This is a genomic window from Pseudomonas laurentiana (assembly GCF_014648275.1).
In the GTDB taxonomy this organism is placed as follows: domain Bacteria; phylum Pseudomonadota; class Gammaproteobacteria; order Pseudomonadales; family Pseudomonadaceae; genus Aquipseudomonas; species Aquipseudomonas laurentiana.
This window is the reverse complement of the sequence record NZ_BMQU01000005.1, coordinates 222,451-244,714: the sequence shown is the minus strand read 5'-3', so window position 1 is coordinate 244,714 and position 22,264 is coordinate 222,451. Positions and strand designations below refer to the sequence as shown.

The 22,264-nt window shown below is 55.9% G+C and carries 25 protein-coding genes and 1 pseudogene; all 26 read left to right on the top strand.

The window, feature by feature from the left end; all coding sequences use genetic code 11:
* Positions 1 to 165: 165 nt before the first annotated feature.
* The 26 genes and pseudogenes from rplJ to rplR all read left to right on the top strand — a co-directional run bounded on the left by rplJ (position 166) and on the right by rplR (position 22,264).
* Positions 166 to 666, top strand: a complete 501-nt coding sequence (gene rplJ / locus IE038_RS07770; RefSeq protein WP_065761370.1) for a 50S ribosomal protein L10 — start codon at positions 166 to 168, stop codon at positions 664 to 666.
* 80 nt (positions 667 to 746) lie between these two features.
* Positions 747 to 1,109 (top strand): 50S ribosomal protein L7/L12, encoded by a 363-nt coding sequence (rplL, locus tag IE038_RS07765; protein WP_065761369.1) that lies wholly within the window; start codon positions 747 to 749, stop codon positions 1,107 to 1,109.
* A gap of 219 nt (positions 1,110 to 1,328) precedes the next feature.
* Positions 1,329 to 5,402 carry a DNA-directed RNA polymerase subunit beta gene (rpoB, locus tag IE038_RS07760; protein WP_163936661.1) on the top strand — a complete coding sequence of 1,358 codons (4,074 nt, stop codon included), beginning with the start codon at positions 1,329 to 1,331 and terminating at the stop codon, positions 5,400 to 5,402.
* A 65-nt stretch (positions 5,403 to 5,467) separates the two neighbouring features.
* The gene (gene rpoC, locus IE038_RS07755) at positions 5,468 to 9,667 is read left to right on the top strand and encodes a DNA-directed RNA polymerase subunit beta' (protein ID WP_189395409.1); all 4,200 of its coding nucleotides are present in this window, start codon (positions 5,468 to 5,470) and stop codon (positions 9,665 to 9,667) included.
* Between the two features lie 203 nt (positions 9,668 to 9,870).
* Positions 9,871 to 10,039: pseudogene (locus IE038_RS24435) on the top strand (hypothetical protein).
* 120 nt (positions 10,040 to 10,159) lie between these two features.
* On the top strand, positions 10,160 to 10,630 hold the full coding sequence (gene rpsG, locus IE038_RS07750) for a 30S ribosomal protein S7 (RefSeq protein ID WP_003246741.1): 471 nt from the start codon (positions 10,160 to 10,162) through the stop codon (positions 10,628 to 10,630).
* A gap of 30 nt (positions 10,631 to 10,660) precedes the next feature.
* Complete coding sequence (gene fusA, locus IE038_RS07745) at positions 10,661 to 12,793, top strand: elongation factor G (protein WP_189395408.1); 2,133 nt, start codon at positions 10,661 to 10,663, stop codon at positions 12,791 to 12,793.
* 30 nt (positions 12,794 to 12,823) lie between these two features.
* Positions 12,824 to 14,017 carry an elongation factor Tu gene (gene tuf, locus IE038_RS07740; protein WP_163933278.1) on the top strand — a complete coding sequence of 398 codons (1,194 nt, stop codon included), beginning with the start codon at positions 12,824 to 12,826 and terminating at the stop codon, positions 14,015 to 14,017.
* A 142-nt stretch (positions 14,018 to 14,159) separates the two neighbouring features.
* Positions 14,160 to 14,471: a 30S ribosomal protein S10 gene (gene rpsJ / locus IE038_RS07735; protein ID WP_003186070.1), complete on the top strand. Its 312-nt coding sequence runs from the start codon at positions 14,160 to 14,162 to the stop codon at positions 14,469 to 14,471.
* A gap of 81 nt (positions 14,472 to 14,552) precedes the next feature.
* On the top strand, positions 14,553 to 15,188 hold the full coding sequence (gene rplC, locus IE038_RS07730) for a 50S ribosomal protein L3 (RefSeq protein ID WP_065759211.1): 636 nt from the start codon (positions 14,553 to 14,555) through the stop codon (positions 15,186 to 15,188).
* A 12-nt stretch (positions 15,189 to 15,200) separates the two neighbouring features.
* Positions 15,201 to 15,803: a 50S ribosomal protein L4 gene (gene rplD, locus IE038_RS07725; protein WP_163933280.1), complete on the top strand. Its 603-nt coding sequence runs from the start codon at positions 15,201 to 15,203 to the stop codon at positions 15,801 to 15,803.
* Positions 15,800 to 16,099: a 50S ribosomal protein L23 gene (rplW, locus tag IE038_RS07720; RefSeq protein ID WP_065759206.1), complete on the top strand. Its 300-nt coding sequence runs from the start codon at positions 15,800 to 15,802 to the stop codon at positions 16,097 to 16,099. The genes rplD and rplW overlap by 4 nt, the downstream gene beginning before the upstream one ends.
* Positions 16,100 to 16,113: 14 nt before the next feature.
* Entirely contained in the window at positions 16,114 to 16,938 is an 825-nt protein-coding gene (rplB, locus tag IE038_RS07715; protein WP_163933283.1) for a 50S ribosomal protein L2, read from the top strand.
* A 16-nt stretch (positions 16,939 to 16,954) separates the two neighbouring features.
* Positions 16,955 to 17,230, top strand: coding sequence for a 30S ribosomal protein S19 (gene rpsS, locus IE038_RS07710; protein WP_002555486.1), 276 nt, complete (start codon positions 16,955 to 16,957; stop codon positions 17,228 to 17,230).
* Positions 17,231 to 17,241: 11 nt separating this feature from the next.
* Positions 17,242 to 17,574, top strand: a complete 333-nt coding sequence (gene rplV, locus IE038_RS07705) for a 50S ribosomal protein L22 (RefSeq protein WP_003103908.1) — start codon at positions 17,242 to 17,244, stop codon at positions 17,572 to 17,574.
* 13 nt (positions 17,575 to 17,587) lie between these two features.
* Positions 17,588 to 18,274: a 30S ribosomal protein S3 gene (gene rpsC / locus IE038_RS07700; protein WP_010220308.1), complete on the top strand. Its 687-nt coding sequence runs from the start codon at positions 17,588 to 17,590 to the stop codon at positions 18,272 to 18,274.
* Positions 18,275 to 18,286: 12 nt separating this feature from the next.
* On the top strand, positions 18,287 to 18,700 hold the full coding sequence (gene rplP, locus IE038_RS07695) for a 50S ribosomal protein L16 (RefSeq protein WP_003255479.1): 414 nt from the start codon (positions 18,287 to 18,289) through the stop codon (positions 18,698 to 18,700).
* Entirely contained in the window at positions 18,700 to 18,891 is a 192-nt protein-coding gene (rpmC, locus tag IE038_RS07690; RefSeq protein ID WP_065759204.1) for a 50S ribosomal protein L29, read from the top strand. Before rplP ends, rpmC begins: the two co-directional genes overlap by 1 nt.
* Before the next feature lie 2 nt (positions 18,892 to 18,893).
* The gene (gene rpsQ / locus IE038_RS07685) at positions 18,894 to 19,160 is read left to right on the top strand and encodes a 30S ribosomal protein S17 (protein WP_008374160.1); all 267 of its coding nucleotides are present in this window, start codon (positions 18,894 to 18,896) and stop codon (positions 19,158 to 19,160) included.
* Positions 19,161 to 19,183: 23 nt separating this feature from the next.
* Complete coding sequence (gene rplN, locus IE038_RS07680) at positions 19,184 to 19,552, top strand: 50S ribosomal protein L14 (protein WP_002555479.1); 369 nt, start codon at positions 19,184 to 19,186, stop codon at positions 19,550 to 19,552.
* Positions 19,553 to 19,563: 11 nt separating this feature from the next.
* Complete coding sequence (gene rplX / locus IE038_RS07675) at positions 19,564 to 19,878, top strand: 50S ribosomal protein L24 (RefSeq protein WP_009397501.1); 315 nt, start codon at positions 19,564 to 19,566, stop codon at positions 19,876 to 19,878.
* 20 nt (positions 19,879 to 19,898) lie between these two features.
* Positions 19,899 to 20,438, top strand: a complete 540-nt coding sequence (rplE, locus tag IE038_RS07670; RefSeq protein ID WP_009397500.1) for a 50S ribosomal protein L5 — start codon at positions 19,899 to 19,901, stop codon at positions 20,436 to 20,438.
* Positions 20,439 to 20,451: 13 nt separating this feature from the next.
* Positions 20,452 to 20,757 carry a 30S ribosomal protein S14 gene (gene rpsN / locus IE038_RS07665; RefSeq protein ID WP_065759203.1) on the top strand — a complete coding sequence of 102 codons (306 nt, stop codon included), beginning with the start codon at positions 20,452 to 20,454 and terminating at the stop codon, positions 20,755 to 20,757.
* A gap of 207 nt (positions 20,758 to 20,964) precedes the next feature.
* Positions 20,965 to 21,357 carry a 30S ribosomal protein S8 gene (rpsH, locus tag IE038_RS07660; protein ID WP_010220313.1) on the top strand — a complete coding sequence of 131 codons (393 nt, stop codon included), beginning with the start codon at positions 20,965 to 20,967 and terminating at the stop codon, positions 21,355 to 21,357.
* 12 nt (positions 21,358 to 21,369) lie between these two features.
* A complete protein-coding gene (gene rplF, locus IE038_RS07655) occupies positions 21,370 to 21,903 on the top strand; it encodes a 50S ribosomal protein L6 (protein ID WP_189395407.1) in 534 nt (177 codons plus the stop codon).
* Between the two features lie 10 nt (positions 21,904 to 21,913).
* Positions 21,914 to 22,264, top strand: coding sequence for a 50S ribosomal protein L18 (rplR, locus tag IE038_RS07650; protein ID WP_011531893.1), 351 nt, complete (start codon positions 21,914 to 21,916; stop codon positions 22,262 to 22,264).

Sequence of the window (22,264 nt, the reverse complement as noted above, 5' to 3'; positions counted from 1 at the left end):
CAAAATTGGGGTCCCTGCCTGGCGGGGGCTATCCAAGACCGTAGGCGACGCAAGTCTTAAACCTCAAGCCTACGCAGATGGTGCTCCCGATTCCTTACCGAATCAGACACCAAAACGACATTCGGCCTCGGTCGAATGAAACGGTAACAAGCAGGAGTTAAACCCGTGGCAATTAAACTCGAAGACAAGAAGGCCATCGTCGCTGAAGTCAACGAGGCTGCCAAAGCTGCTCTGTCCGCTGTCGTGGCTGATGCCCGTGGCGTGACTGTAGGCGCTATGACCGGACTCCGTAAAGAGGCTCGTGAAGCTGGCGTATACGTACGTGTCGTACGTAACACCCTGCTCAAGCGTGCAGTTGCTGACACTGAGTACAGTGTCCTCAACGACGCCTTCACCGGCCCGACCTTGATCGCGTTCTCCAACGAACATCCAGGCGCTGCTGCCCGTTTGTTCAAGGAATTCGCTAAAGGTCAGGACAAGTTCGAGATCAAGGCAGCTGCGTTCGAGGGCAAGTTCCTCGCAGCAAACGAGATCGACGTGTTGGCTTCGCTGCCAACTCGCGACGAAGCTATTGCAAGGCTGATGAGCGTGATTCAAGGCGCTACCAGCAAGCTGGCTCGTACTTTGGCGGCCGTTCGCGACCAGAAAGAAGCTGCTGCTGCCTAAGGCATCGCAAGCGCTTTCGAAATCATATGTTTAATTTGATGGCTGCGTAGGCTGTCACCCCAATACAGGAATTTATAGTCATGTCTCTGACTAACGAACAAATCATCGAAGCAATCGGCCAGAAAACCGTTCTGGAAGTTGTTGAGCTGATCAAAGCAATGGAAGAAACCTTCGGTGTTACCGCTGCTGTTGCCGCTGCTGGCCCAGCTGCTGCCGCTGCCGTTGTTGAAGAGCAAACCGAATTCACCGTGAAACTGGTTGAAGCCGGCGACAAGAAAGTAAACGTCATCAAGGCTGTACGTGAAGCCACCGGTCTGGGCCTGAAAGAAGCCAAGGCTGTTGTTGATGACCTGGGCGTCGTGAAAGAGAACGCTTCGAAAGAAGAAGCTGAAGCTCTGAAGAAAGCTCTGGAAGAAGCAGGCGCTAAAGTCGAAGTTAAGTAACTCCGACTTTGCGTATCCAGCCCAAGCGTTAAGCGAACGGCTGATGGCTGGTGGCTCTTGCCACCGGCCTTTTTCCGTTATTGGCGGCCGACCAGGTCGGCCCCGATAACGAGCTGCAACCACCGAAGACGGTGGCGCAAACCAAGGGGTTTGCACGATTTTCTGGCTGCTTCCGTCGGGAGGAGCCAAACAAGCAGGTGACCAAGCTGGGGAACGCTGATGGCTTACTCATACACTGAGAAAAAACGTATCCGCAAGGACTTTAGCAAGTTGCCGGACGTCATGGATGTGCCTTACCTCCTGGCCATCCAGCTGGATTCGTATCGTGAATTCTTGCAAGCGGGAGCGACCAAAGATCAGTTCCGCGACGTGGGCCTGCATGCGGCCTTCAAATCGGTTTTCCCGATCATCAGCTACTCCGGCAATGCTGCCCTGGAGTACGTTGGCTATCGTCTGGGCGAACCGGCTTTTGATGTCAAAGAATGCGTACTGCGCGGCGTTACCTTCGCCGTACCGCTGCGGGTGAAAGTGCGCCTGATCATTTTCGACAAAGAGTCGTCGAACAAAGCGATCAAGGACATCAAAGAGCAAGAAGTCTACATGGGTGAAATCCCCCTGATGACTGAAAACGGTACCTTCGTTATCAACGGTACCGAGCGTGTTATCGTTTCCCAGCTGCACCGTTCGCCTGGTGTGTTCTTCGACCACGACCGTGGCAAGACTCACAGCTCTGGCAAACTGTTGTATTCGGCTCGGATCATTCCTTACCGTGGCTCGTGGTTGGACTTCGAGTTCGATCCGAAAGACTGCGTATTCGTTCGTATCGACCGTCGCCGCAAACTGCCGGCTTCGGTGCTGCTGCGCGCGCTGGGCTACAGCACTGAAGAAGTGTTGAACGCTTTCTACACCACTAACGTTTTCCATGTTTCGGGTGAAAAACTCAGCCTGGAACTGGTTCCTCAGCGTCTGCGTGGTGAAATCGCAGTCATGGACATCCATGACGAAAACGGCAAGGTGATCGTGGAGCAGGGCCGTCGTATTACTGCCCGCCACATCAACCAGCTCGAAAAGGCTGGCGTTAAGCACCTGGACGTTCCTATGGAATACGTCTTGGGTCGCACTACCGCCAAGGCTATCGTGCACCCGGCTACCGGCGAAATCCTGTGTGAGTGCAACACCGAGCTGACCACCGAGCTGCTGATCAAGATCGCCAAGGCTCAGGTTGTCCGTATCGAGACTCTCTACACCAACGATATCGACTGCGGTCCGTTCATTTCGGACACCCTGAAAATCGACTCTACCGGCAACCAGCTGGAAGCATTGGTCGAGATCTACCGCATGATGCGTCCAGGCGAGCCGCCAACCAAGGACGCTGCCGAGACCCTGTTCAATAACCTGTTCTTCAGCGCCGAGCGTTACGATCTGTCCGCTGTGGGTCGCATGAAGTTCAACCGTCGTATCGGTCGTACCGAGATCGAAGGTTCGGGCGTCCTGAGCAAGGAAGACATCGTCGAGGTTCTGAAGACCCTGGTCGACATCCGTAACGGCAAAGGTATCGTCGATGACATCGACCACCTGGGTAACCGCCGTGTACGTTGTGTTGGCGAGATGGCCGAGAACCAGTTCCGTGTTGGCCTTGTGCGCGTCGAGCGTGCGGTCAAGGAACGTCTGTCGATGGCAGAAAGCGAAGGCCTGATGCCGCAAGACCTGATCAACGCCAAGCCGGTTGCGGCGGCGGTGAAGGAGTTCTTCGGTTCGAGCCAGCTGTCCCAGTTCATGGACCAGAACAACCCGCTCTCCGAAATTACCCACAAGCGTCGTGTCTCTGCACTCGGCCCTGGTGGTCTGACTCGTGAGCGCGCGGGCTTTGAAGTTCGTGACGTACACCCGACTCACTACGGTCGTGTTTGCCCGATCGAGACCCCTGAAGGTCCGAACATCGGTCTGATCAACTCCTTGGCTGCGTATGCGCGCACCAACCAGTACGGTTTCCTGGAAAGCCCGTACCGCGTGGTGAAAGAGGGTGTTGTTACCGACGATATCGTGTTCCTGTCGGCGATCGAAGAAGCAGATCACGTCATCGCTCAGGCTTCGGCTGCGATGAACGAGAAGAAGCAACTGATCGATGAGCTGGTAGCAGTTCGTCACCTGAACGAATTCACCGTCAAGGCGCCGGAAGACGTCACCCTGATGGACGTTTCGCCTAAGCAGGTAGTTTCGGTTGCGGCATCGCTGATTCCGTTCCTCGAGCACGACGACGCCAACCGTGCGTTGATGGGTTCGAACATGCAGCGTCAGGCAGTACCAACCCTGCGTGCTGACAAGCCGCTGGTCGGTACCGGTATGGAGCGCAACGTAGCACGCGACTCCGGCGTTTGCGTTGTAGCTCGTCGTGGCGGCGTGATCGACTCCGTCGATGCCAGCCGTGTCGTGGTCCGTGTTGCCGATGATGAAGTCGAAACCGGCGAAGCGGGTGTCGACATCTACAACCTGACCAAGTACACCCGCTCCAACCAGAACACCTGCATCAACCAGCGTCCGCTGGTAAGCAAAGGTGATCGCGTTGAGCGTGGCGACATCATGGCTGACGGCCCGTCCACCGATATGGGTGAGCTGGCGCTGGGTCAGAACATGCGTATCGCGTTCATGGCATGGAACGGCTTCAACTTCGAAGACTCCATCTGCCTGTCCGAACGTGTAGTTCAGGAAGACCGCTTCACCACGATCCACATTCAGGAACTGACCTGTGTGGCGCGTGACACCAAGCTTGGCCCAGAGGAAATCACTGCAGACATCCCGAACGTGGGTGAAGCTGCACTGAATAAACTGGACGAAGCCGGTATTGTCTATGTCGGTGCTGAGGTTGGCGCTGGCGATATTCTGGTCGGCAAGGTCACGCCAAAAGGCGAAACCCAACTGACGCCAGAAGAGAAACTGCTGCGCGCGATCTTCGGTGAGAAGGCTAGCGACGTTAAAGATACTTCCCTGCGCGTGCCGACTGGCACCAAAGGTACTGTCATCGACGTTCAGGTCTTCACCCGTGATGGCGTCGAGCGCGACAGCCGTGCGCTTTCCATCGAGAAGATGCAGCTGGACGAGATCCGTAAAGACCTCAACGAAGAGTTCCGCATCGTCGAAGGTGCAACCTTCGAGCGTCTGCGTGCAGCCCTGAATGGTCAGATCGTCGAAGGTGGTGCGGGCCTGAAGAAAGGCACCGAGATCACCAACGAGGTTCTGGACGGTCTGGAGCACGGCCAGTGGTTCAAGCTGCGCATGGCCGAAGACGCGCTGAACGAACAACTGGAAAAGGCTCAGGCCTACATCGTTGATCGTCGCCGTCTGCTGGACGACAAGTTCGAAGACAAGAAGCGTAAACTGCAGCAGGGCGATGACCTGGCTCCAGGCGTGCTGAAAATCGTCAAGGTCTACCTGGCAATCCGTCGTCGCATCCAGCCGGGCGACAAGATGGCCGGTCGTCACGGTAACAAAGGTGTGGTCTCTGTGATCATGCCTGTCGAAGACATGCCGCACGACGCCAACGGTACGCCGGTAGACGTGGTACTCAACCCGTTGGGTGTACCGTCGCGTATGAACGTCGGTCAGATCCTTGAAACCCACCTGGGCCTCGCGGCCAAGGGCTTGGGCGAGAAGATCAACCGCATGCTCGAAGAGCAGCGTAAAGTCGCTGAGCTGCGCAAGTTCCTCACCGAGATCTACAACGAGATCGGTGGCCGTCAGGAGAACCTGGAGTCGTTCACCGACCAGGAAATCCTGGACCTGGCGAAAAACCTGAAAGGTGGCGTGCCAATGGCAACGCCGGTCTTTGATGGTGCCAAGGAGCAAGAAATCAAGGCCATGCTGAAACTGGCAGACATGCCAGAAAGCGGCCAGATGCAGCTGTTCGACGGTCGCACCGGCAACAAGTTCGAGCGTCCTGTGACCGTTGGTTACATGTACATGCTCAAGCTGAACCACTTGGTGGACGACAAGATGCACGCGCGTTCCACTGGTTCTTACAGCCTGGTTACCCAGCAGCCGCTGGGTGGTAAGGCGCAGTTCGGTGGTCAGCGTTTCGGGGAGATGGAAGTGTGGGCGCTGGAAGCATACGGCGCGGCATACACCCTGCAAGAAATGCTCACAGTGAAGTCGGACGATGTGAACGGTCGGACCAAGATGTACAAAAACATCGTGGACGGCGATCACCGTATGGAGCCGGGCATGCCCGAGTCCTTCAACGTGTTGATCAAAGAGATTCGTTCGCTCGGTATCGATATCGATCTGGAAACCGAATAACACGTGACGCGAATCGGGAGCGAGGCTGAACAAGCCCGCTCCCTGCTCCGCCAGGAGGAAAGGCCTTGAAAGACCTACTGAATTTGCTGAAAAACCAGGGTCAAGTCGAAGAGTTCGACGCCATCCGTATCGGATTGGCCTCGCCTGAGATGATCCGTTCGTGGTCGTTCGGTGAAGTTAAAAAGCCGGAAACCATCAACTACCGTACGTTCAAGCCTGAGCGTGACGGCCTGTTCTGCGCCAAGATTTTTGGTCCAGTCAAGGACTACGAGTGCCTGTGCGGTAAGTACAAGCGCCTGAAGCACCGTGGCGTTATCTGTGAGAAGTGCGGCGTTGAAGTCGCCCTGGCCAAGGTTCGTCGTGAGCGCATGGCGCACATCGAGCTGGCCTCTCCAGTTGCTCACATCTGGTTCTTGAAGTCGCTGCCGTCGCGTATCGGCTTGCTGATGGACATGACCCTGCGCGATATCGAACGTGTTCTCTACTTTGAGAGCTATGTTGTTATCGATCCAGGCATGACCACGCTGGAAAAAGGTCAGCTGCTGAACGATGAGCAGTACTTCGAAGCCCTGGAAGAGTTCGGTGACGACTTCGACGCTCGCATGGGTGCCGAGGCTGTTCGTGAACTGCTGCACGCTATTGACCTGGAGCACGAGATCGGCCGCCTGCGCGAAGAGATTCCGCAGACCAACTCGGAAACCAAGATCAAGAAGCTGTCCAAGCGTCTGAAGCTGATGGAGGCCTTCCAAGGCTCGGGCAACCTGCCTGAGTGGATGGTTCTGACCGTTCTGCCGGTTCTTCCGCCAGATCTGCGTCCATTGGTTCCGCTGGACGGCGGTCGTTTTGCGACCTCTGACCTGAACGATCTGTATCGTCGGGTGATCAACCGTAACAACCGTCTGAAGCGTCTGCTGGATCTGTCGGCGCCAGATATCATCGTGCGCAACGAAAAGCGCATGCTGCAGGAAGCAGTCGACGCACTGCTCGATAACGGCCGCCGTGGCCGTGCCATTACTGGTTCGAACAAGCGTCCTCTGAAATCCCTGGCAGACATGATCAAGGGTAAGCAAGGTCGTTTCCGTCAGAACTTGCTCGGTAAGCGCGTTGACTACTCTGGTCGTTCGGTAATTACCGTAGGCCCGACCCTGCGTCTGCATCAGTGCGGTCTTCCGAAGAAGATGGCGTTGGAGCTGTTCAAACCGTTCATTTTCGGCAAGCTGGAAATGCGTGGTCTGGCGACCACCATCAAAGCGGCCAAGAAGATGGTCGAGCGCGAACTGCCAGAGGTATGGGACGTTCTCGCTGAAGTGATTCGCGAACACCCCGTGCTGCTTAACCGTGCACCGACCCTTCACCGTCTGGGTATCCAGGCTTTTGAACCGGTACTGATCGAAGGTAAGGCTATCCAGCTGCACCCGCTGGTCTGTGCTGCGTACAACGCCGACTTCGACGGTGACCAGATGGCCGTTCACGTGCCGCTGACGCTGGAAGCCCAGCTGGAAGCGCGTGCGCTGATGATGTCGACCAACAACATCCTGTCGCCAGCCAACGGTGAGCCAATCATCGTTCCTTCGCAGGACGTGGTATTGGGTCTGTACTACATGACCCGTGAGGCCATCAACGCCAAGGGCGAAGGTCGTGTTTTTGCCGACCTGCAGGAAGTCGACCGCGTGTTCCGCGCCGGTGAGGCTGCTCTGCACGCCAAGATCAAGGTTCGTATCAACGAAACTGTGAACGACCGTGATGGTGGCAGTGTCAAGAATACTCGCATCGTCGACACTACTGTCGGCCGTGCGTTGCTGTTCCAAGTGGTCCCGGCGGGCCTGTCTTACGACGTGGTCAACCAGCCGATGAAGAAGAAGGCGATCTCCAAGCTGATCAACCAATGCTATCGCGTTGTTGGTCTGAAAGAGACCGTGATCTTCGCTGACCAGTTGATGTACACCGGTTTTGCCTACTCGACCATTTCCGGCGTTTCCATCGGTGTTAACGACTTCGTTATCCCGGATGAGAAAGCCCGCATCATCGGTACTGCTACCGACGAAGTGAAAGAGATCGAGAGCCAGTACGCCTCCGGCCTGGTAACCCAGGGCGAGAAGTACAACAAAGTAATCGACCTTTGGTCGAAGGCGAACGACGAAGTTTCCAAGGCGATGATGGCCAACCTCTCGAAAGAGAAGGTCATTGACCGTGATGGTAACGAAGTCGAGCAGGAGTCCTTCAACTCCATGTACATGATGGCTGACTCCGGTGCTCGGGGTTCGGCAGCGCAGATTCGTCAGCTGGCCGGTATGCGTGGTCTGATGGCCAAGCCGGACGGCTCGATCATCGAGACGCCGATCACCGCGAACTTCCGTGAGGGTCTGAGCGTACTGCAGTACTTCATCTCGACTCACGGTGCTCGTAAGGGTCTTGCGGATACCGCATTGAAGACTGCGAACTCCGGTTATCTGACGCGTCGTCTGGTAGACGTTGCGCAGGATCTGGTAGTGACCGAGATCGATTGCGGCACGGAGCAGGGCCTGCTGATGACGCCGCACATTGAAGGTGGCGATGTCGTTGAGCCGCTGGGTGAGCGCGTACTCGGTCGTGTAATTGCTCGTGACGTGTTCAAGCCTGGCACCGACGAAGTCATCGTCCCTGCTGGCACTCTGGTAGACGAGAAGTGGGTTGAGTTCATCGAGCTGAACAGCATCGATGAAGTTATCGTGCGCTCGCCGATCAGCTGTGAAACCCGTTACGGTATCTGTGCCAAGTGCTACGGTCGTGACTTGGCTCGCGGTCATCAGGTCAACATCGGTGAGGCTGTCGGCGTTATCGCTGCCCAGTCGATCGGTGAGCCGGGTACCCAGCTGACCATGCGTACGTTCCACATCGGTGGTGCTGCAAGCCGTACTTCGGCTGCCGACAGTGTCCAGGTGAAGAACGGCGGTATGGTTCGCCTGCACAACCTCAAGCAGGTTGAGCGTGCCGATGGCAATCTGGTCGCGGTATCGCGTTCCGGCGAGTTGGCCATTGCCGACGAATTCGGTCGTGAGCGTGAGCGCTACAAGCTGCCTTACGGTGCTGTGATTTCGGTCAAGGAAGGTGACAAGGTCGACGCTGGCGCAATCGTTGCCAAGTGGGACCCGCACACCCACCCGATCGTTACCGAAATGAAAGGTACCGTGACCTTCGTGGGCATGGAAGAAGGCATTACCATCAAGCGTCAGACCGACGAATTGACAGGTTTGACCAACATCGAAGTATTGGACGTTAAAGACCGTCCGGCTGCAGGTAAGGAAATCCGTCCTGCAATCAAGATGGTCGACGCCAATGGCAAGGATCTGCTGCTGCCAGGTACCGATGTACCGGCTCAGTACTTCCTGCCGGCGAACGCCCTGGTTGGTGTGGCTGACGGTGCACAAATCGGCGTGGGCGACGTTATTGCGCGTATTCCGCAAGAAACGTCCAAGACCCGCGACATCACCGGTGGTCTGCCTCGCGTTGCCGACTTGTTCGAAGCGCGTCGTCCGAAGGAAGCGTCGATTCTCGCGGAAGTCAGCGGTACCATCGCATTCGGTAAAGAGACCAAGGGCAAGCGCCGTCTGGTCATCACTCCGAACGATGGCAGCGATCCGTACGAAGAGCTGATTCCGAAGTGGCGTCACCTGAACGTCTTCGAAGGCGAACAAGTGAACCGTGGCGAAGTTATCTCCGACGGTCCAAGCGATCCGCACGACATCCTGCGTCTGCTGGGTGTGAGCGCGCTGGCCAAGTACATCGTCAACGAGATTCAGGACGTATACCGTCTGCAAGGCGTGAAGATCAACGACAAGCACATCGAGACCATCCTGCGTCAGATGCTGCGTAAAGTTGAGATCGCCGAGTCTGGTGACTCCAGCTTCATCAAGGGCGACCAGATGGAGTTGACTCAAGTACTGGTAGAGAACGAGCGCTTGGCTTCTGAAGACAAGTTCGTTTCCAAGTTCTCGCGCGTACTGCTGGGTATCACCAAGGCATCGCTTTCCACCGAGTCGTTCATCTCGGCGGCCTCCTTCCAGGAGACCACCCGAGTACTGACCGAGGCAGCGGTAACGGGCAAGCGCGATTACCTGCGTGGCCTGAAAGAAAACGTGGTCGTGGGTCGTCTGATCCCGGCCGGTACCGGTCTGGCCTACCACAGCGAGCGCAAGCGTCGCCGTGATGCCGACAAGCCGCTGCGTGTAAGTGCCAGTGAGGTGGAAGCCGCACTGACTGAAGCGCTGAACTCCAGCGGCAACTAAGTGTAAGGCCCTGGTGGCCCCACTCGGGTCGTTGGTGACTACTGATGTCACCGACGATCGGGGAGGGGAGGCTGGGGCCTTGCCTTGACTGGGGACAAGATCCTCTTTAGACTCTTGTACCCCTAAATTTGGTGGGACTTCGTCCTGCCATTTTGCTTTTCTTGCAAGACAATAGCGTCGCAAGACAACAGTGGAGCTAGTAGATGGCAACTATCAACCAGCTGGTACGTCAGCCGCGTAAGCGTATCGTCGAGAAATCCGACGTTCCTGCGCTGCAGAACTGCCCGCAGCGTTCGCGGTTCCCTGGATACCTCCGGCGTTAAAGGTCGTAACCAAGGCCGTTCGAAGTACGGTACCAAGCGTCCGAAGTAATCGGCCGTTTGCAGCAGTATGCAGTTATTCATTTTATTGAGTCGATAAGAGTAAGGTCGGGCACGCACCCAATGGGTCAGCTGTCCCGGGCTAACCTGAAGACCGTTTGAGGGCTTATCAATGCCAAGACGTCGTGTAGCAGCCAAGCGTGAGATCCTGGACGATCCGAAATACGGAAGCCAGATCCTCGCCAAGTTCATGAACCACGTGATGGAAAGCGGCAAGAAGGCCGTAGCCGAGCGCATCGTTTACGGTGCTCTGGATACCGTCAAAGCACGCAAGAACAGCGATCCCCTGGAAATCTTCGAGAAAGCTCTCGACGCCATCGCTCCGCTGGTCGAAGTAAAGTCGCGCCGTGTTGGCGGTGCCACTTACCAGGTTCCTGTTGAAGTTCGTCCATCCCGTCGTAACGCGCTGGCAATGCGCTGGCTGGTAGACTACGCCCGCAAGCGCGGCGAGAAGTCCATGGCGCTGCGCCTGGCTGGCGAACTGCTGGATGCCGCTGAAGGTAAAGGTGCTGCAGTCAAGAAGCGTGAAGACGTACACCGTATGGCTGAAGCCAACAAGGCTTTCTCGCACTACCGCTTCTAATCACGGCATCAATTTTTTTGCGAGGGCTTTATGGCTCGTACTACAGCAATTAACCGCTACCGTAACATCGGTATCTGCGCGCACGTTGATGCGGGCAAGACTACCACTACCGAGCGGATCCTGTTCTACACAGGCCTGAGCCACAAAATGGGCGAGGTGCATGATGGCGCCGCGACCACCGACTGGATGGTTCAGGAGCAGGAGCGGGGTATTACCATTACCTCCGCTGCTGTTACTACCTTCTGGAAGGGTTCCCGTGGTCAGTACGACAACTACCGCGTAAACGTCATCGATACACCTGGCCACGTTGACTTCACCATTGAAGTAGAGCGTTCGCTGCGTGTACTCGACGGCGCTGTCGTTGTGTTCTGCGGCACCTCCGGTGTCGAGCCTCAGTCCGAGACCGTATGGCGTCAGGCCAACAAGTACGGTGTTCCACGTGTTGTTTACGTGAACAAGATGGACCGTGCAGGTGCTAACTTCCTGCGCGTAGTCGGTCAGATCAAGAACCGTCTGGGTCACACCCCGGTTCCTGTTCAGCTGGCTATCGGTTCGGAAGAGAACTTCGAAGGTCAGGTTGATCTGATCAAGATGAAGGCTATCTACTGGAACGAAGACGACAAGGGCACCACCTATCGCGAGGAAGAAATTCCTGCTGATATGCTGGAGCTGGCTGAAGAGTGGCGCGCCAATATGGTCGAAGCTGCTGCTGAAGCTAACGAAGAGCTGATGAACAAGTACCTTGAAGAAGGTGAGCTGTCCGTCGAAGAGATCAAAGCCGGTCTGCGTGCGCGCACCCTGGCCAGCGAGATCGTTCCGGCTGTCTGTGGCTCGTCCTTCAAGAACAAGGGTGTTCCTCTGGTTCTCGATGCTGTTATCGACTTCCTGCCTGCTCCGACCGAGATCCCTGCGATTCAGGGTATCCACCCGGACAACATCGATGACGAGAACGCTCCGAAGATCGAGCGTCACGCTAGCGACGAAGAGCCGTTCTCGGCTTTGGCGTTCAAGATTGCTACCGACCCGTTCGTTGGTACTCTGACTTTCGTGCGCGTCTACTCGGGCTTCCTGAGCTCTGGTGACTCCGTGATCAACTCGGTCAAGGGCAAGAAAGAGCGCGTTGGTCGTATGGTGCAGATGCACGCCAACCAGCGTGAAGAGATCAAGGAAGTACGTGCAGGTGACATCGCTGCGCTGATCGGCATGAAGGACGTCACCACTGGTGATACCCTCTGTGACGCCGACAAGCCAGTAATTCTTGAGCGTATGGATTTCCCTGAGCCTGTAATTTCGGTAGCTGTTGAGCCGAAAACCAAGCAGGATCAGGAGAAGATGGGTATTGCTCTGGGCAAGCTGGCTCAGGAAGACCCGTCGTTCCGCGTCAAGACTGATGAAGAAACCGGTCAGACCATTATCTCGGGTATGGGCGAGCTTCACCTGGACATCCTCGTTGACCGCATGAAGCGCGAGTTCAACGTCGAAGCCAACATCGGTAAGCCGCAGGTTTCCTACCGCGAGCAGATCACCAAGGACAACGTCGAGATCGAAGGTAAGTTCGTTCGTCAGTCCGGTGGTCGCGGTCAGTTCGGTCACTGCTGGATTCGCTTCTCGCAGCCAGACGTGGACGATAAGGGCAACATCACTGAAGGCCTGGTTTTCACTAACGAGGTTGTGGGTGGTGTGGTTCCGAAGGAATACATCCCGGCGATCCAGAAGGGTATCGAAGAGCAGATGAAGAACGGCATTGTTGCCGGCTATCCGCTGATCGGCCTGAAGGCAACCGTGTTTGATGGTTCCTACCACGACGTCGACTCCAACGAGATGGCGTTCAAGGTGGCGGCCTCCATGGCGACCAAGCAACTGGCTGCGAAAGGCGGCGGTAAAGTGCTTGAGCCGATCATGAAGGTGGAAGTTGTGACCCCTGAGGACTACATGGGTGACGTGATGGGTGACCTGAACCGTCGTCGCGGTCTGATCCAGGGTATGGAAGATTCGGTGTCCGGCAAGGTTGTCCGTGCTGAAGTTCCGCTCGGAGAGATGTTCGGTTATGCGACCGACGTTCGTTCCATGTCTCAGGGTCGCGCGAGCTACTCCATGGAATTCTCCAAATACGCTGAGGCTCCGTCGAACATCGTCGAAGCGCTCGTTAAAAAACAAGGCTGATTCAGTCCTTTAGGCTAGGAGTTAATTGTCGTGGCTAAAGAAAAATTTGATCGTTCCCTTCCGCACGTCAACGTTGGCACCATCGGTCACGTTGACCACGGTAAAACCACTCTGACCGCAGCTCTGACTCGCGTCTGCTCCGAAGTTTTCGGTTCGGCCGTCGTCGAATTCGACAAGATCGACAGCGCTCCAGAAGAGAAAGCTCGCGGTATCACCATCAACACCGCGCACGTCGAGTACAACTCGAACATTCGTCACTACGCTCACGTTGACTGCCCAGGTCACGCTGACTACGTGAAGAACATGATCACCGGTGCTGCGCAGATGGACGGCGCTATCCTGGTTTGCTCGGCCGCCGATGGTCCGATGCCACAAACCCGTGAGCACATCCTGCTGTCCCGTCAGGTAGGCGTTCCGTACATCGTGGTCTTCCTGAACAAGGCTGACCTGGTAGATGACGCAGAGCTGCTGGAACTGGTCGAGATGGAAGTTCGCGACCTGCTGTCCACCTATGACTTCCCAGGCGACGACACTCCGATCATCATCGGTTCGGCTCGTATGGCGCTGGAAGGCAAAGACGACAACGGCATGGGTACCACTGCTGTCAAGAAGCTGGTCGAAACTCTGGATACCTACATCCCAGAGCCAGAGCGCGCTATCGACAAGCCGTTCCTGATGCCAATCGAAGACGTATTCTCGATCTCGGGTCGTGGTACTGTTGTTACCGGTCGTATCGAGCGTGGTATCGTCCGCGTTCAGGACGCTCTGGAAATCGTTGGTCTGCGTGACACCACCACCACCACCTGCACCGGTGTTGAGATGTTCCGCAAGCTGCTGGACGAAGGTCGTGCTGGCGAGAACTGCGGCGTTCTGCTGCGTGGTACCAAGCGTGACGACGTTGAGCGTGGTCAGGTTCTGGTTAAGCCAGGTTCGGTTAAGCCGCACACCAAGTTCACCGCAGAAGTTTACGTTCTGAGCAAGGAAGAAGGCGGCCGTCATACTCCGTTCTTCAAAGGCTACCGTCCACAGTTCTACTTCCGTACTACTGACGTGACTGGTAACTGCGAGCTGCCAGAAGGCGTTGAAATGGTAATGCCAGGTGACAACATCCAGATGACTGTCACTCTGATCAAAACCATTGCAATGGAAGATGGTCTGCGTTTCGCTATCCGTGAAGGCGGTCGTACCGTCGGCGCTGGCGTCGTAGCCAAAATCATCGAGTAATTTTCGATGCTTTGAAAAGCCCCCGCTTAGCGGGGGCTTTTTTTATTGGGTTGACACCCAACTGGGGCGTCTATAGAATCACGCCTCCTTTTAACGGGCGTAGTGCGCCCGGTGGGAATAGCAGCCTGGAGTCTGAAATCCAATGCAAAATCAGCAAATCCGTATCAGGTTGAAGGCTTTTGACCATCGCCTGATCGACCAATCCACCCAGGAAATCGTGGAAACCGCGAAACGTACTGGTGCTCAAGTGCGTGGTCCAATTCCACTGCCTACCCGTAAAGAGCGGTTCACCGTTCTGGTCTCCCCGCACGTCAACAAAGACGCGCGTGACCAGTACGAGATCCGTACTCATAAGCGCGTACTGGACATCGTCCAGCCAACGGATAAAACCGTTGATGCACTTATGAAGCTTGATCTTGCGGCAGGTGTGGAAGTGCAGATCAGCCTCGGCTAAGACTTGGGTCTTAGTCGTGTAACGCTCTGAAATGGGCGGCCATAGCGGGTGAAAGCCCCGTACACTCATGAGGTTTACAACATGACTATTGGTGTAGTCGGTCGTAAATGCGGTATGACCCGTATTTTCACCGAAGAAGGTGTCTCCATTCCGGTCACGGTCATTGAGATCGAGCCGAATCGCGTCACCCAGTTCAAAACTGAAGAAACCGATGGCTATCGTGCAGTGCAAGTCACTGTAGGTGAGCGTCGTGCTTCGCGCGTGACTGCTGCTCAAGCAGGTCACTTCGCTAAAGCGAACGTTGCCGCTGGTCGCGGTGTCTGGGAATTCCGTCTTGAAGAAGGCGAGTACCAGGCTGGCGACTTGATCAATGCTGAACTCTTCGCTGCAGGCCAACTGGTAGATGTTACCGGTCAGTCCAAAGGTAAAGGCTTTGCCGGTACCATCAAGCGTTGGAATTTCCGCGGTCAAGATAACACCCACGGTAACTCCGTTTCCCACCGCGTCCCGGGCTCTATCGGCCAGTGCCAGACTCCTGGTCGTGTATTCAAGGGCAAAAAAATGTCCGGTCATATGGGCGCCGAGCGCGTGACCGTTCAGTCCCTGGAAGTAGTGCGCGTCGACGCTGAACGCAATCTGTTGCTGGTCAAGGGTGCCGTTCCTGGCGCTACTGGCGGCGATCTGGTTGTGCGTCCGGCTGCCAAGGCTCGCGGTTAAGGGGAAGCTGACATGCAACTAAATGTAAATGACGCTCAAGCGATCGAAGTTTCCGAACTGACTTTCGGCGGCGAATTCAACGAGACGCTGGTTCACCAAGCAGTCGTGGCCTACATGGCTGGCGGCCGTCAGGGTACCAAGCAGCAGAAAACCCGTTCCGACGTTTCTGGTGGCGGTAAGCGCCCATGGCGTCAGAAAGGTACTGGCCGTGCTCGTGCCGGTACTATCCGTAGCCCAATCTGGCGTGGCGGCGGTACCACTTTTGCAGCTCGTCCTCAGGATCACTCGCAGAAGCTCAACAAGAAGATGTACCGCGCAGCACTGCGCTCCATCCTCGCTGAGCTGGTGCGTACCGACCGTCTGGTCGTGGTTCAGGACTTCGCTGTTGAAGCACCGAAAACCAAAGACCTGCTGAACAAGCTGAACGGTATGGGTCTGACCGACGTACTGATCGTTTCTGAGGCTGTTGATCAGAATCTGTACCTGGCTGCTCGCAACCTGCCGCACGTCGATGTACGCGACGTACAAGGTTCCGATCCGGTCAGTCTGATCGCATACGACAAGGTGTTGATCACTGTGTCGGCCGTGAAGAAATTCGAGGAGCTGCTGGGATGAACCAGGAACGCGTATTTAAAGTTCTACTTGGCCCGCACGTTTCCGAGAAGGCCACGGTTCTGGCTGAGAAGAAAGGCCAGTTCGTATTCAAGGTTGCTACTGATGCAACCAAGCTGGAAATCAAGAAGGCTGTCGAAGGTCTGTTCGGTGTCAAGGTCGAGAACGTCACTACCGTGAACGTTCTGGGTAAGACCAAGCGCACCGCTCGTGGTCTGGGCAAGCGCAATGACTGGAAGAAGGCGATCGTATCCCTTCAGCCAGGCCAAGATCTCGATTTCAGCAGCAGTGCTGAGTAAGGAAGGGGTGCATCATGGCAATCGTTAAATGCAAACCGACTTCCCCTGGCCGCCGTTTCGTGGTCAAGGTGGTCAACCAGGAGCTGCATAAAGGCGCTCCTCACGCACCGCTGCTCGAGAAGAAATCGAAGTCTGGTGGTCGTAACAACAATGGCCGCATCACTACTCGTCACGTAGGTGGTGGTCATAAGCAGCATTACCGTATGGTCGACTTCCGTCGCAACGACAAGGACGGCATCGCCGCCACTGTCGAGCGTATTGAATACGATCCGAACCGTACTGCTCACATCGCACTGCTGTGCTACGCAGACGGCGAGCGCCGCTACATCATCGCCCCTAAAGGCGTGAGTGCTGGCGACCAGCTGATCGCAGGTGCTCTGGCTCCAATCAAGCCAGGCAACTCCCTGCAACTGCGCAACATTCCAGTGGGTAGCACCATTCACGGCATCGAACTGAAGCCGGGCAAGGGTGCACAAATCGCTCGTTCCGCTGGTGCTTCGGCTCAGCTGATCGCTCGCGAAGGTGTCTACGTGACCCTGCGTCTGCGCTCTGGTGAAATGCGTAAAGTCCTGGCTGAATGCCGTGCGACCCTGGGTGAAGTCTCGAACTCCGAGCACAGCCTGCGTTCGCTGGGTAAAGCTGGTGCTAAACGCTGGCGTGGCGTTCGCCCAACCGTTCGTGGTGTTGCCATGAACCCGGTTGACCACCCGCACGGTGGTGGTGAAGGTCGTACCTCCGGTGGTCGTCATCCGGTATCGCCATGGGGCTTCCCGACTAAGGGTGCTAAGACTCGTGGTAATAAGCGTACCGACAATATGATCGTCCGTCGTCGCAAGTAAATAGAGGGATACGACAGTGCCACGTTCTCTGAAAAAAGGTCCTTTTATTGATCTTCACCTACTGAAGAAGATCGAAGTGGCGGCGGAAAAGAACGATCGCAAACCAGTTAAGACCTGGTCGCGCCGTTCCATGATCCTGCCACAAATGGTCGGTTTGACCATCGCGGTACACAACGGTCGCCAACACGTCCCAGTTCTCGTGAACGAAGACATGGTCGGCCATAAACTGGGCGAGTTCGCCGGTACCCGCACCTACCGCGGGCACGTGGCTGACAAGAAAGCCAAGCGTTAAGGGGTAAGGAAATGGAAGTAGCCGCTAAGTTGTCGGGCGCTCGCATCTCCGCCCAGAAAGCCCGCTTGGTCGCCGACCAGATCCGCGGGAAGAAGGTGGGCGAAGCGCTCAACCTGTTGGCCTTCAGCAGCAAAAAAGCTGCTGAAATCATGAAGAAAGTCCTCGAGTCGGCCGTAGCCAACGCCGAGCATAACGAAGGCGCAGACGTTGATGACCTGAAGGTCTCCACCGTTTTCGTCAACGAAGGGCGTTCGCTGAAGCGTATCATGCCGCGTGCCAAAGGCCGCGCTGATCGCATCGTCAAGCGGTCTTGCCATATCACTGTCAAGGTTGCGGACAAGTAACGGAGTCGATCAGATGGGTCAGAAAGTACATCCCACTGGCATTCGCCTGGGAATCGTCAAGGAGCACACCTCCGTCTGGTATGCAGACGGTCGGACTTATGCGGACTATTTGCTCGCAGATCTGAACGTGCGTGAGTATCTCCAAGACAAACTAAAAAGCGCGTCCGTTAGCCGTATCGATATCCATCGTCCGGCACAAACTGCACGCATCACCATCCACACCGCTCGTCCAGGTATCGTTATCGGGAAGAAAGGTGAGGATGTTGAGAAACTGCGTCAGGACCTGACCAAGCAAATGGGTGTGCCTGTGCACATCAATATCGAAGAGATCCGCAAGCCGGAACTCGACGGTATGCTGGTTGCTCAGAGCGTAGCTCAGCAGCTGGAGCGTCGTGTGATGTTCCGTCGCGCCATGAAGCGCGCTGTACAGAACGCCATGCGTATTGGTGCCAAAGGCATCAAAATCCAAGTGAGCGGTCGTCTCGGCGGTGCTGAAATCGCACGTACTGAATGGTATCGCGAAGGTCGTGTGCCACTGCACACCCTGCGTGCCGATATCGACTATGCCACCTACGAAGCTCACACCACTTACGGTGTGATCGGTGTCAAGGTTTGGATCTTCAAAGGCGAAGTTATCGGTGGTCGCCAAGAAGAACTGAAACCACAAGCACCAGCGCCTCGTAAAAAAGCTGCTAAGTAAGGGGTACGCCAAATGTTGCAACCAAAGCGTACAAAATTCCGCAAGCAGATGACTGGCCACAACCGTGGTCTGGCGCTGCGCGGTAGCAAAGTCAGCTTCGGCGAGTTTGCTCTGAAAGCTGTTGCTCGCGGTCGTCTCACCGCTCGCCAGATCGAGTCGGCACGTCGTGCCCTGACCCGTCACGTAAAACGTGGCGGCAAGATCTGGATCCGTGTGTTCCCGGACAAGCCGATCTCCAAGAAGCCTCTCGAAGTGCGGATGGGTAAAGGTAAAGGTTCCGTGGAGTACTGGGTTGCCCAGATCCAGCCAGGCAAAGTCCTGTACGAGATCGAGGGTGTTTCTGAAGAGCTGGCGCGTGAGGCTTTCGCCTTGGCGGCTGCAAAGCTGCCTCTCGCCACCTCCTTTGTTAAGCGGACGGTGATGTGATGAAAGCGAATGAACTTCGTGACAAATCAGCACAGCAACTGAACGAGCAACTGCTCGGCTTGCTGCGCGACCAGTTCAATCTGCGCATGCAGAAAGCAACTGGCCAGTTGGGGCAGTCGCACCTGCTCTCGCAAGTTAAGCGTGACATCGCTCGCGTGAAAACTGTGCTCAACCAGCAGGCAGGTAAGTGATCATGGCTGAAGCTGAAAAAACCGTCCGTACGCTGACTGGCCGTGTCGTCAGCGACAAAATGGACAAGACCATCACCGTACTGATCGAGCGTCGCGTAAAGCACCCGATCTACGGTAAATACGTTAAGCGTTCGACTAAGCTGCACGCGCACGACGAAACCAACCAGTGCCACATCGGCGACAAGGTCTCCATCCGCGAGACCCGTCCGCTGGCCAAGACCAAGTCCTGGGCGCTGGTTGAAGTTCTCGAACGCGCTGTTGAAGTCTAAGGGCTAAGGGTCGGAGAAATTTTATGATTCAGACTCAATCCATGCTCGATGTGGCCGATAACAGCGGCGCTCGTCGCGTCATGTGCATCAAGGTGCTCGGCGGTTCCCACCGTCGTTACGCCGGTATCGGTGACATCATCAAAGTAACCGTCAAGGAAGCAATTCCTCGCGGTAAAGTGAAAAAAGGCCAGGTGATGACTGCTGTTGTAGTCCGCACCCGTCACGGCGTTCGCCGTGCCGATGGTTCGATTATCCGCTTTGATGGCAACGCTGCTGTTCTGTTGAACAACAAGCAAGAGCCAATCGGCACCCGTATCTTTGGGCCAGTGACCCGTGAACTTCGTACTGAGAAGTTCATGAAGATCGTCTCGCTCGCCCCAGAAGTGCTGTAAGGAGATCCGACATGCAAAAGATTCGTCGTGACGACGAGATCATCGTGATCGCCGGCAAAGACAAAGGTAAGCGCGGTAAGGTGCTGAAGGTACTCGCTGACGACCGTCTGGTCGTTGGTGGGATCAACCTGGTGAAGCGTCATACCAAGCCTAACCCTATGTCGGGCGTACAGGGCGGTATCGTCGAGAAAGAAGCGCCACTGCACGCTTCCAACGTCGCCATTTTCAACGGCGAAACCAACAAGGCTGACCGCGTTGGTTTCAAAGTAGAAGACGGCAAAAAAATTCGTGTCTTCAAGTCGACCCAAAAAGCGGTTGATGCTTGAACACTGCTAGGTAGAAGACCATGGCACGACTGAAAGAGATTTATCGGAAGGAAATCGCTCCCAAGCTTAAGGAAGAACTTAAGCTGGCGAACGTGATGGAAGTTCCGCGCGTTACCAAAATCACCCTGAACATGGGTCTGGGCGAAGCGATCGGCGACAAGAAAGTCATCGAGCACGCTGTTGCTGACCTGGAAAAGATCACCGGTCAAAAAGCCGTTGTGACTTTCGCTCGGAAATCCATCGCGGGCTTCAAAGTCCGTGAAGGTTGGCCGATCGGCGTTAAAGTTACTCTGCGCCGCGATCGTATGTACGAGTTCCTGGACCGCCTGCTGGCGATCTCCCTGCCTCGGGTTCGCGACTTCCGCGGCCTGAATGCCAAGTCCTTCGATGGTCGTGGCAACTACAGCATGGGCGTGAAAGAGCAGATCATCTTCCCGGAAATCGATTACGACAAGATCGATGCTCTCCGCGGTCTGGACATTACCCTGACCACCACTGCTCGTACGGATGACGAAGGCCGCGCTCTGCTGCGCGCTTTCAAATTCCCGTTCCGCAACTGATTGGAGTAGGAAAATGGCCAAGAAGAGCATGAAAAACCGCGAGCTGAAGCGTCAGCTCACGGTTGCTAAATACGCCAAGAAGCGTGCTGAGCTCAAAGCTACCATCGTTAATCTGAATGCAACTCCAGAAGAGCGTTGGGCAGCAGCTGTTGCTCTGCAAAAGCAGCCACGTGATGCAAGCGCCTCGCGCATGCGTAACCGCTGCCGCATCACCGGCCGTCCACACGGCGTCTACCGCAAGTTCGGCCTGGGCCGTAACAAGCTGCGTGAAGCAGCAATGCGCGGTGACGTTCCAGGTCTGGTTAAAGCCAGCTGGTAAGACGTGCCGACAGTGTCTCGGCGGCGGAGGAGTAATCTTCCGACCGCCGGTGACCTGGCAACGAAACAAGCCCCTTATGGGGCTTGTTTCGTTTCTGGGATGTGTCTAGAATGACCGGCTCACCTGAGCCCGGGTTTTTCCCTGGGTGATTCAGGTGTCTGTAGTAGCCGAAAGGCTAATTATTCTTGTATCAGGAGCGTCTAGCCCATGAGTATGCAGGACCCGTTAGCGGACATGCTAACTCGAATCCGTAATGCCCAGATGGCTGAAAAGTCCGTCGTAAGCATGCCTTCTTCTACCCTGAAGGTGGCTGTAGCCAAAGTTCTGAAAGACGAAGGTTACATCGCGGGTTACCAGGTCAGCAGCGAAGTAAAACCGTCGCTGTCCATCGAGCTGAAATACTTCGAAGGCCGTCCAGTCATCGAAGAAGTCAAGCGCGTAAGTCGTCCAGGCCTGCGTCAGTACAAGTCCGTCGAAGAACTGCCGAAAGTACGTGGCGGTCTGGGCGTGTCTATCGTCTCCACCAACAAAGGTGTGATGACTGATCGTGCTGCGCGCGCTGCCGGTGTCGGCGGCGAAGTTCTCTGCACTGTGTTCTAAGGGGGGATAAGCATGTCTCGCGTCGCTAAGAACCCCGTAAAGCTGCCAGCAGGCGTCGAAGTTAAGTTCGCCGGCCAACAGCTTTCGGTGAAGGGTGCCAAGGGCACTCTTGAACTGAATGTTCACTCGTCCGTAGAAGTCGTCGAAGAAGCCGGTGAGCTGCGTTTCGCTGCTCGCAATGGCGATCAACAGACTCGCGCCATGGCCGGTACTACCCGTGCTCTGGTTAACAACATGGTCCAGGGCGTAAGCCAAGGCTTCGAGCGCAAGCTCCAGCTGGTCGGTGTTGGTTACAAGGCTCAGGCCAAAGGCGAAGTGCTGTCCCTGGCTCTCGGTTTCTCCCACCCGGTTGATTATCAGCTGCCGCAAGGCATCACTGCTGAGACCCCAAGCCAGACCGATATCCTGATCAAGGGCATCGATAAGCAGCTGGTAGGTCAAGTGGCCGCTGAAATTCGCGATTTCCGTCCGCCAGAGCCTTACAAAGGTAAGGGTGTGCGTTACGCGGATGAAGTCGTCCGTCGTAAAGAAGCCAAGAAGAAGTAGGGCCTAGCAAATGACCGACAAAAAAGTTACTCGACTGCGTCGCGCTCGCAAAGCACGTCTGAAAATGCACGAGCTCGAAGCCGTGCGTCTCTGCGTGTTCCGCTCTTCGCAGCACATCTACGCCCAGGTCATTTCGGCCGACGGCAGCAAAGTCCTGGCCAGCGCCTCGACTTTGGACAAAGAACTGCGTGATGGCGCCACTGGCAACATCGACGCGGCCACTAAGGTTGGCAAGCTGGTTGCCGAGCGCGCGAAAGCCGCTGGCGTTTCTCAAGTTGCTTTCGACCGTTCTGGCTTCAAGTACCACGGCCGTGTCAAGGCACTGGCTGATGCTGCTCGTGAAGGCGGGCTGGAGTTCTAA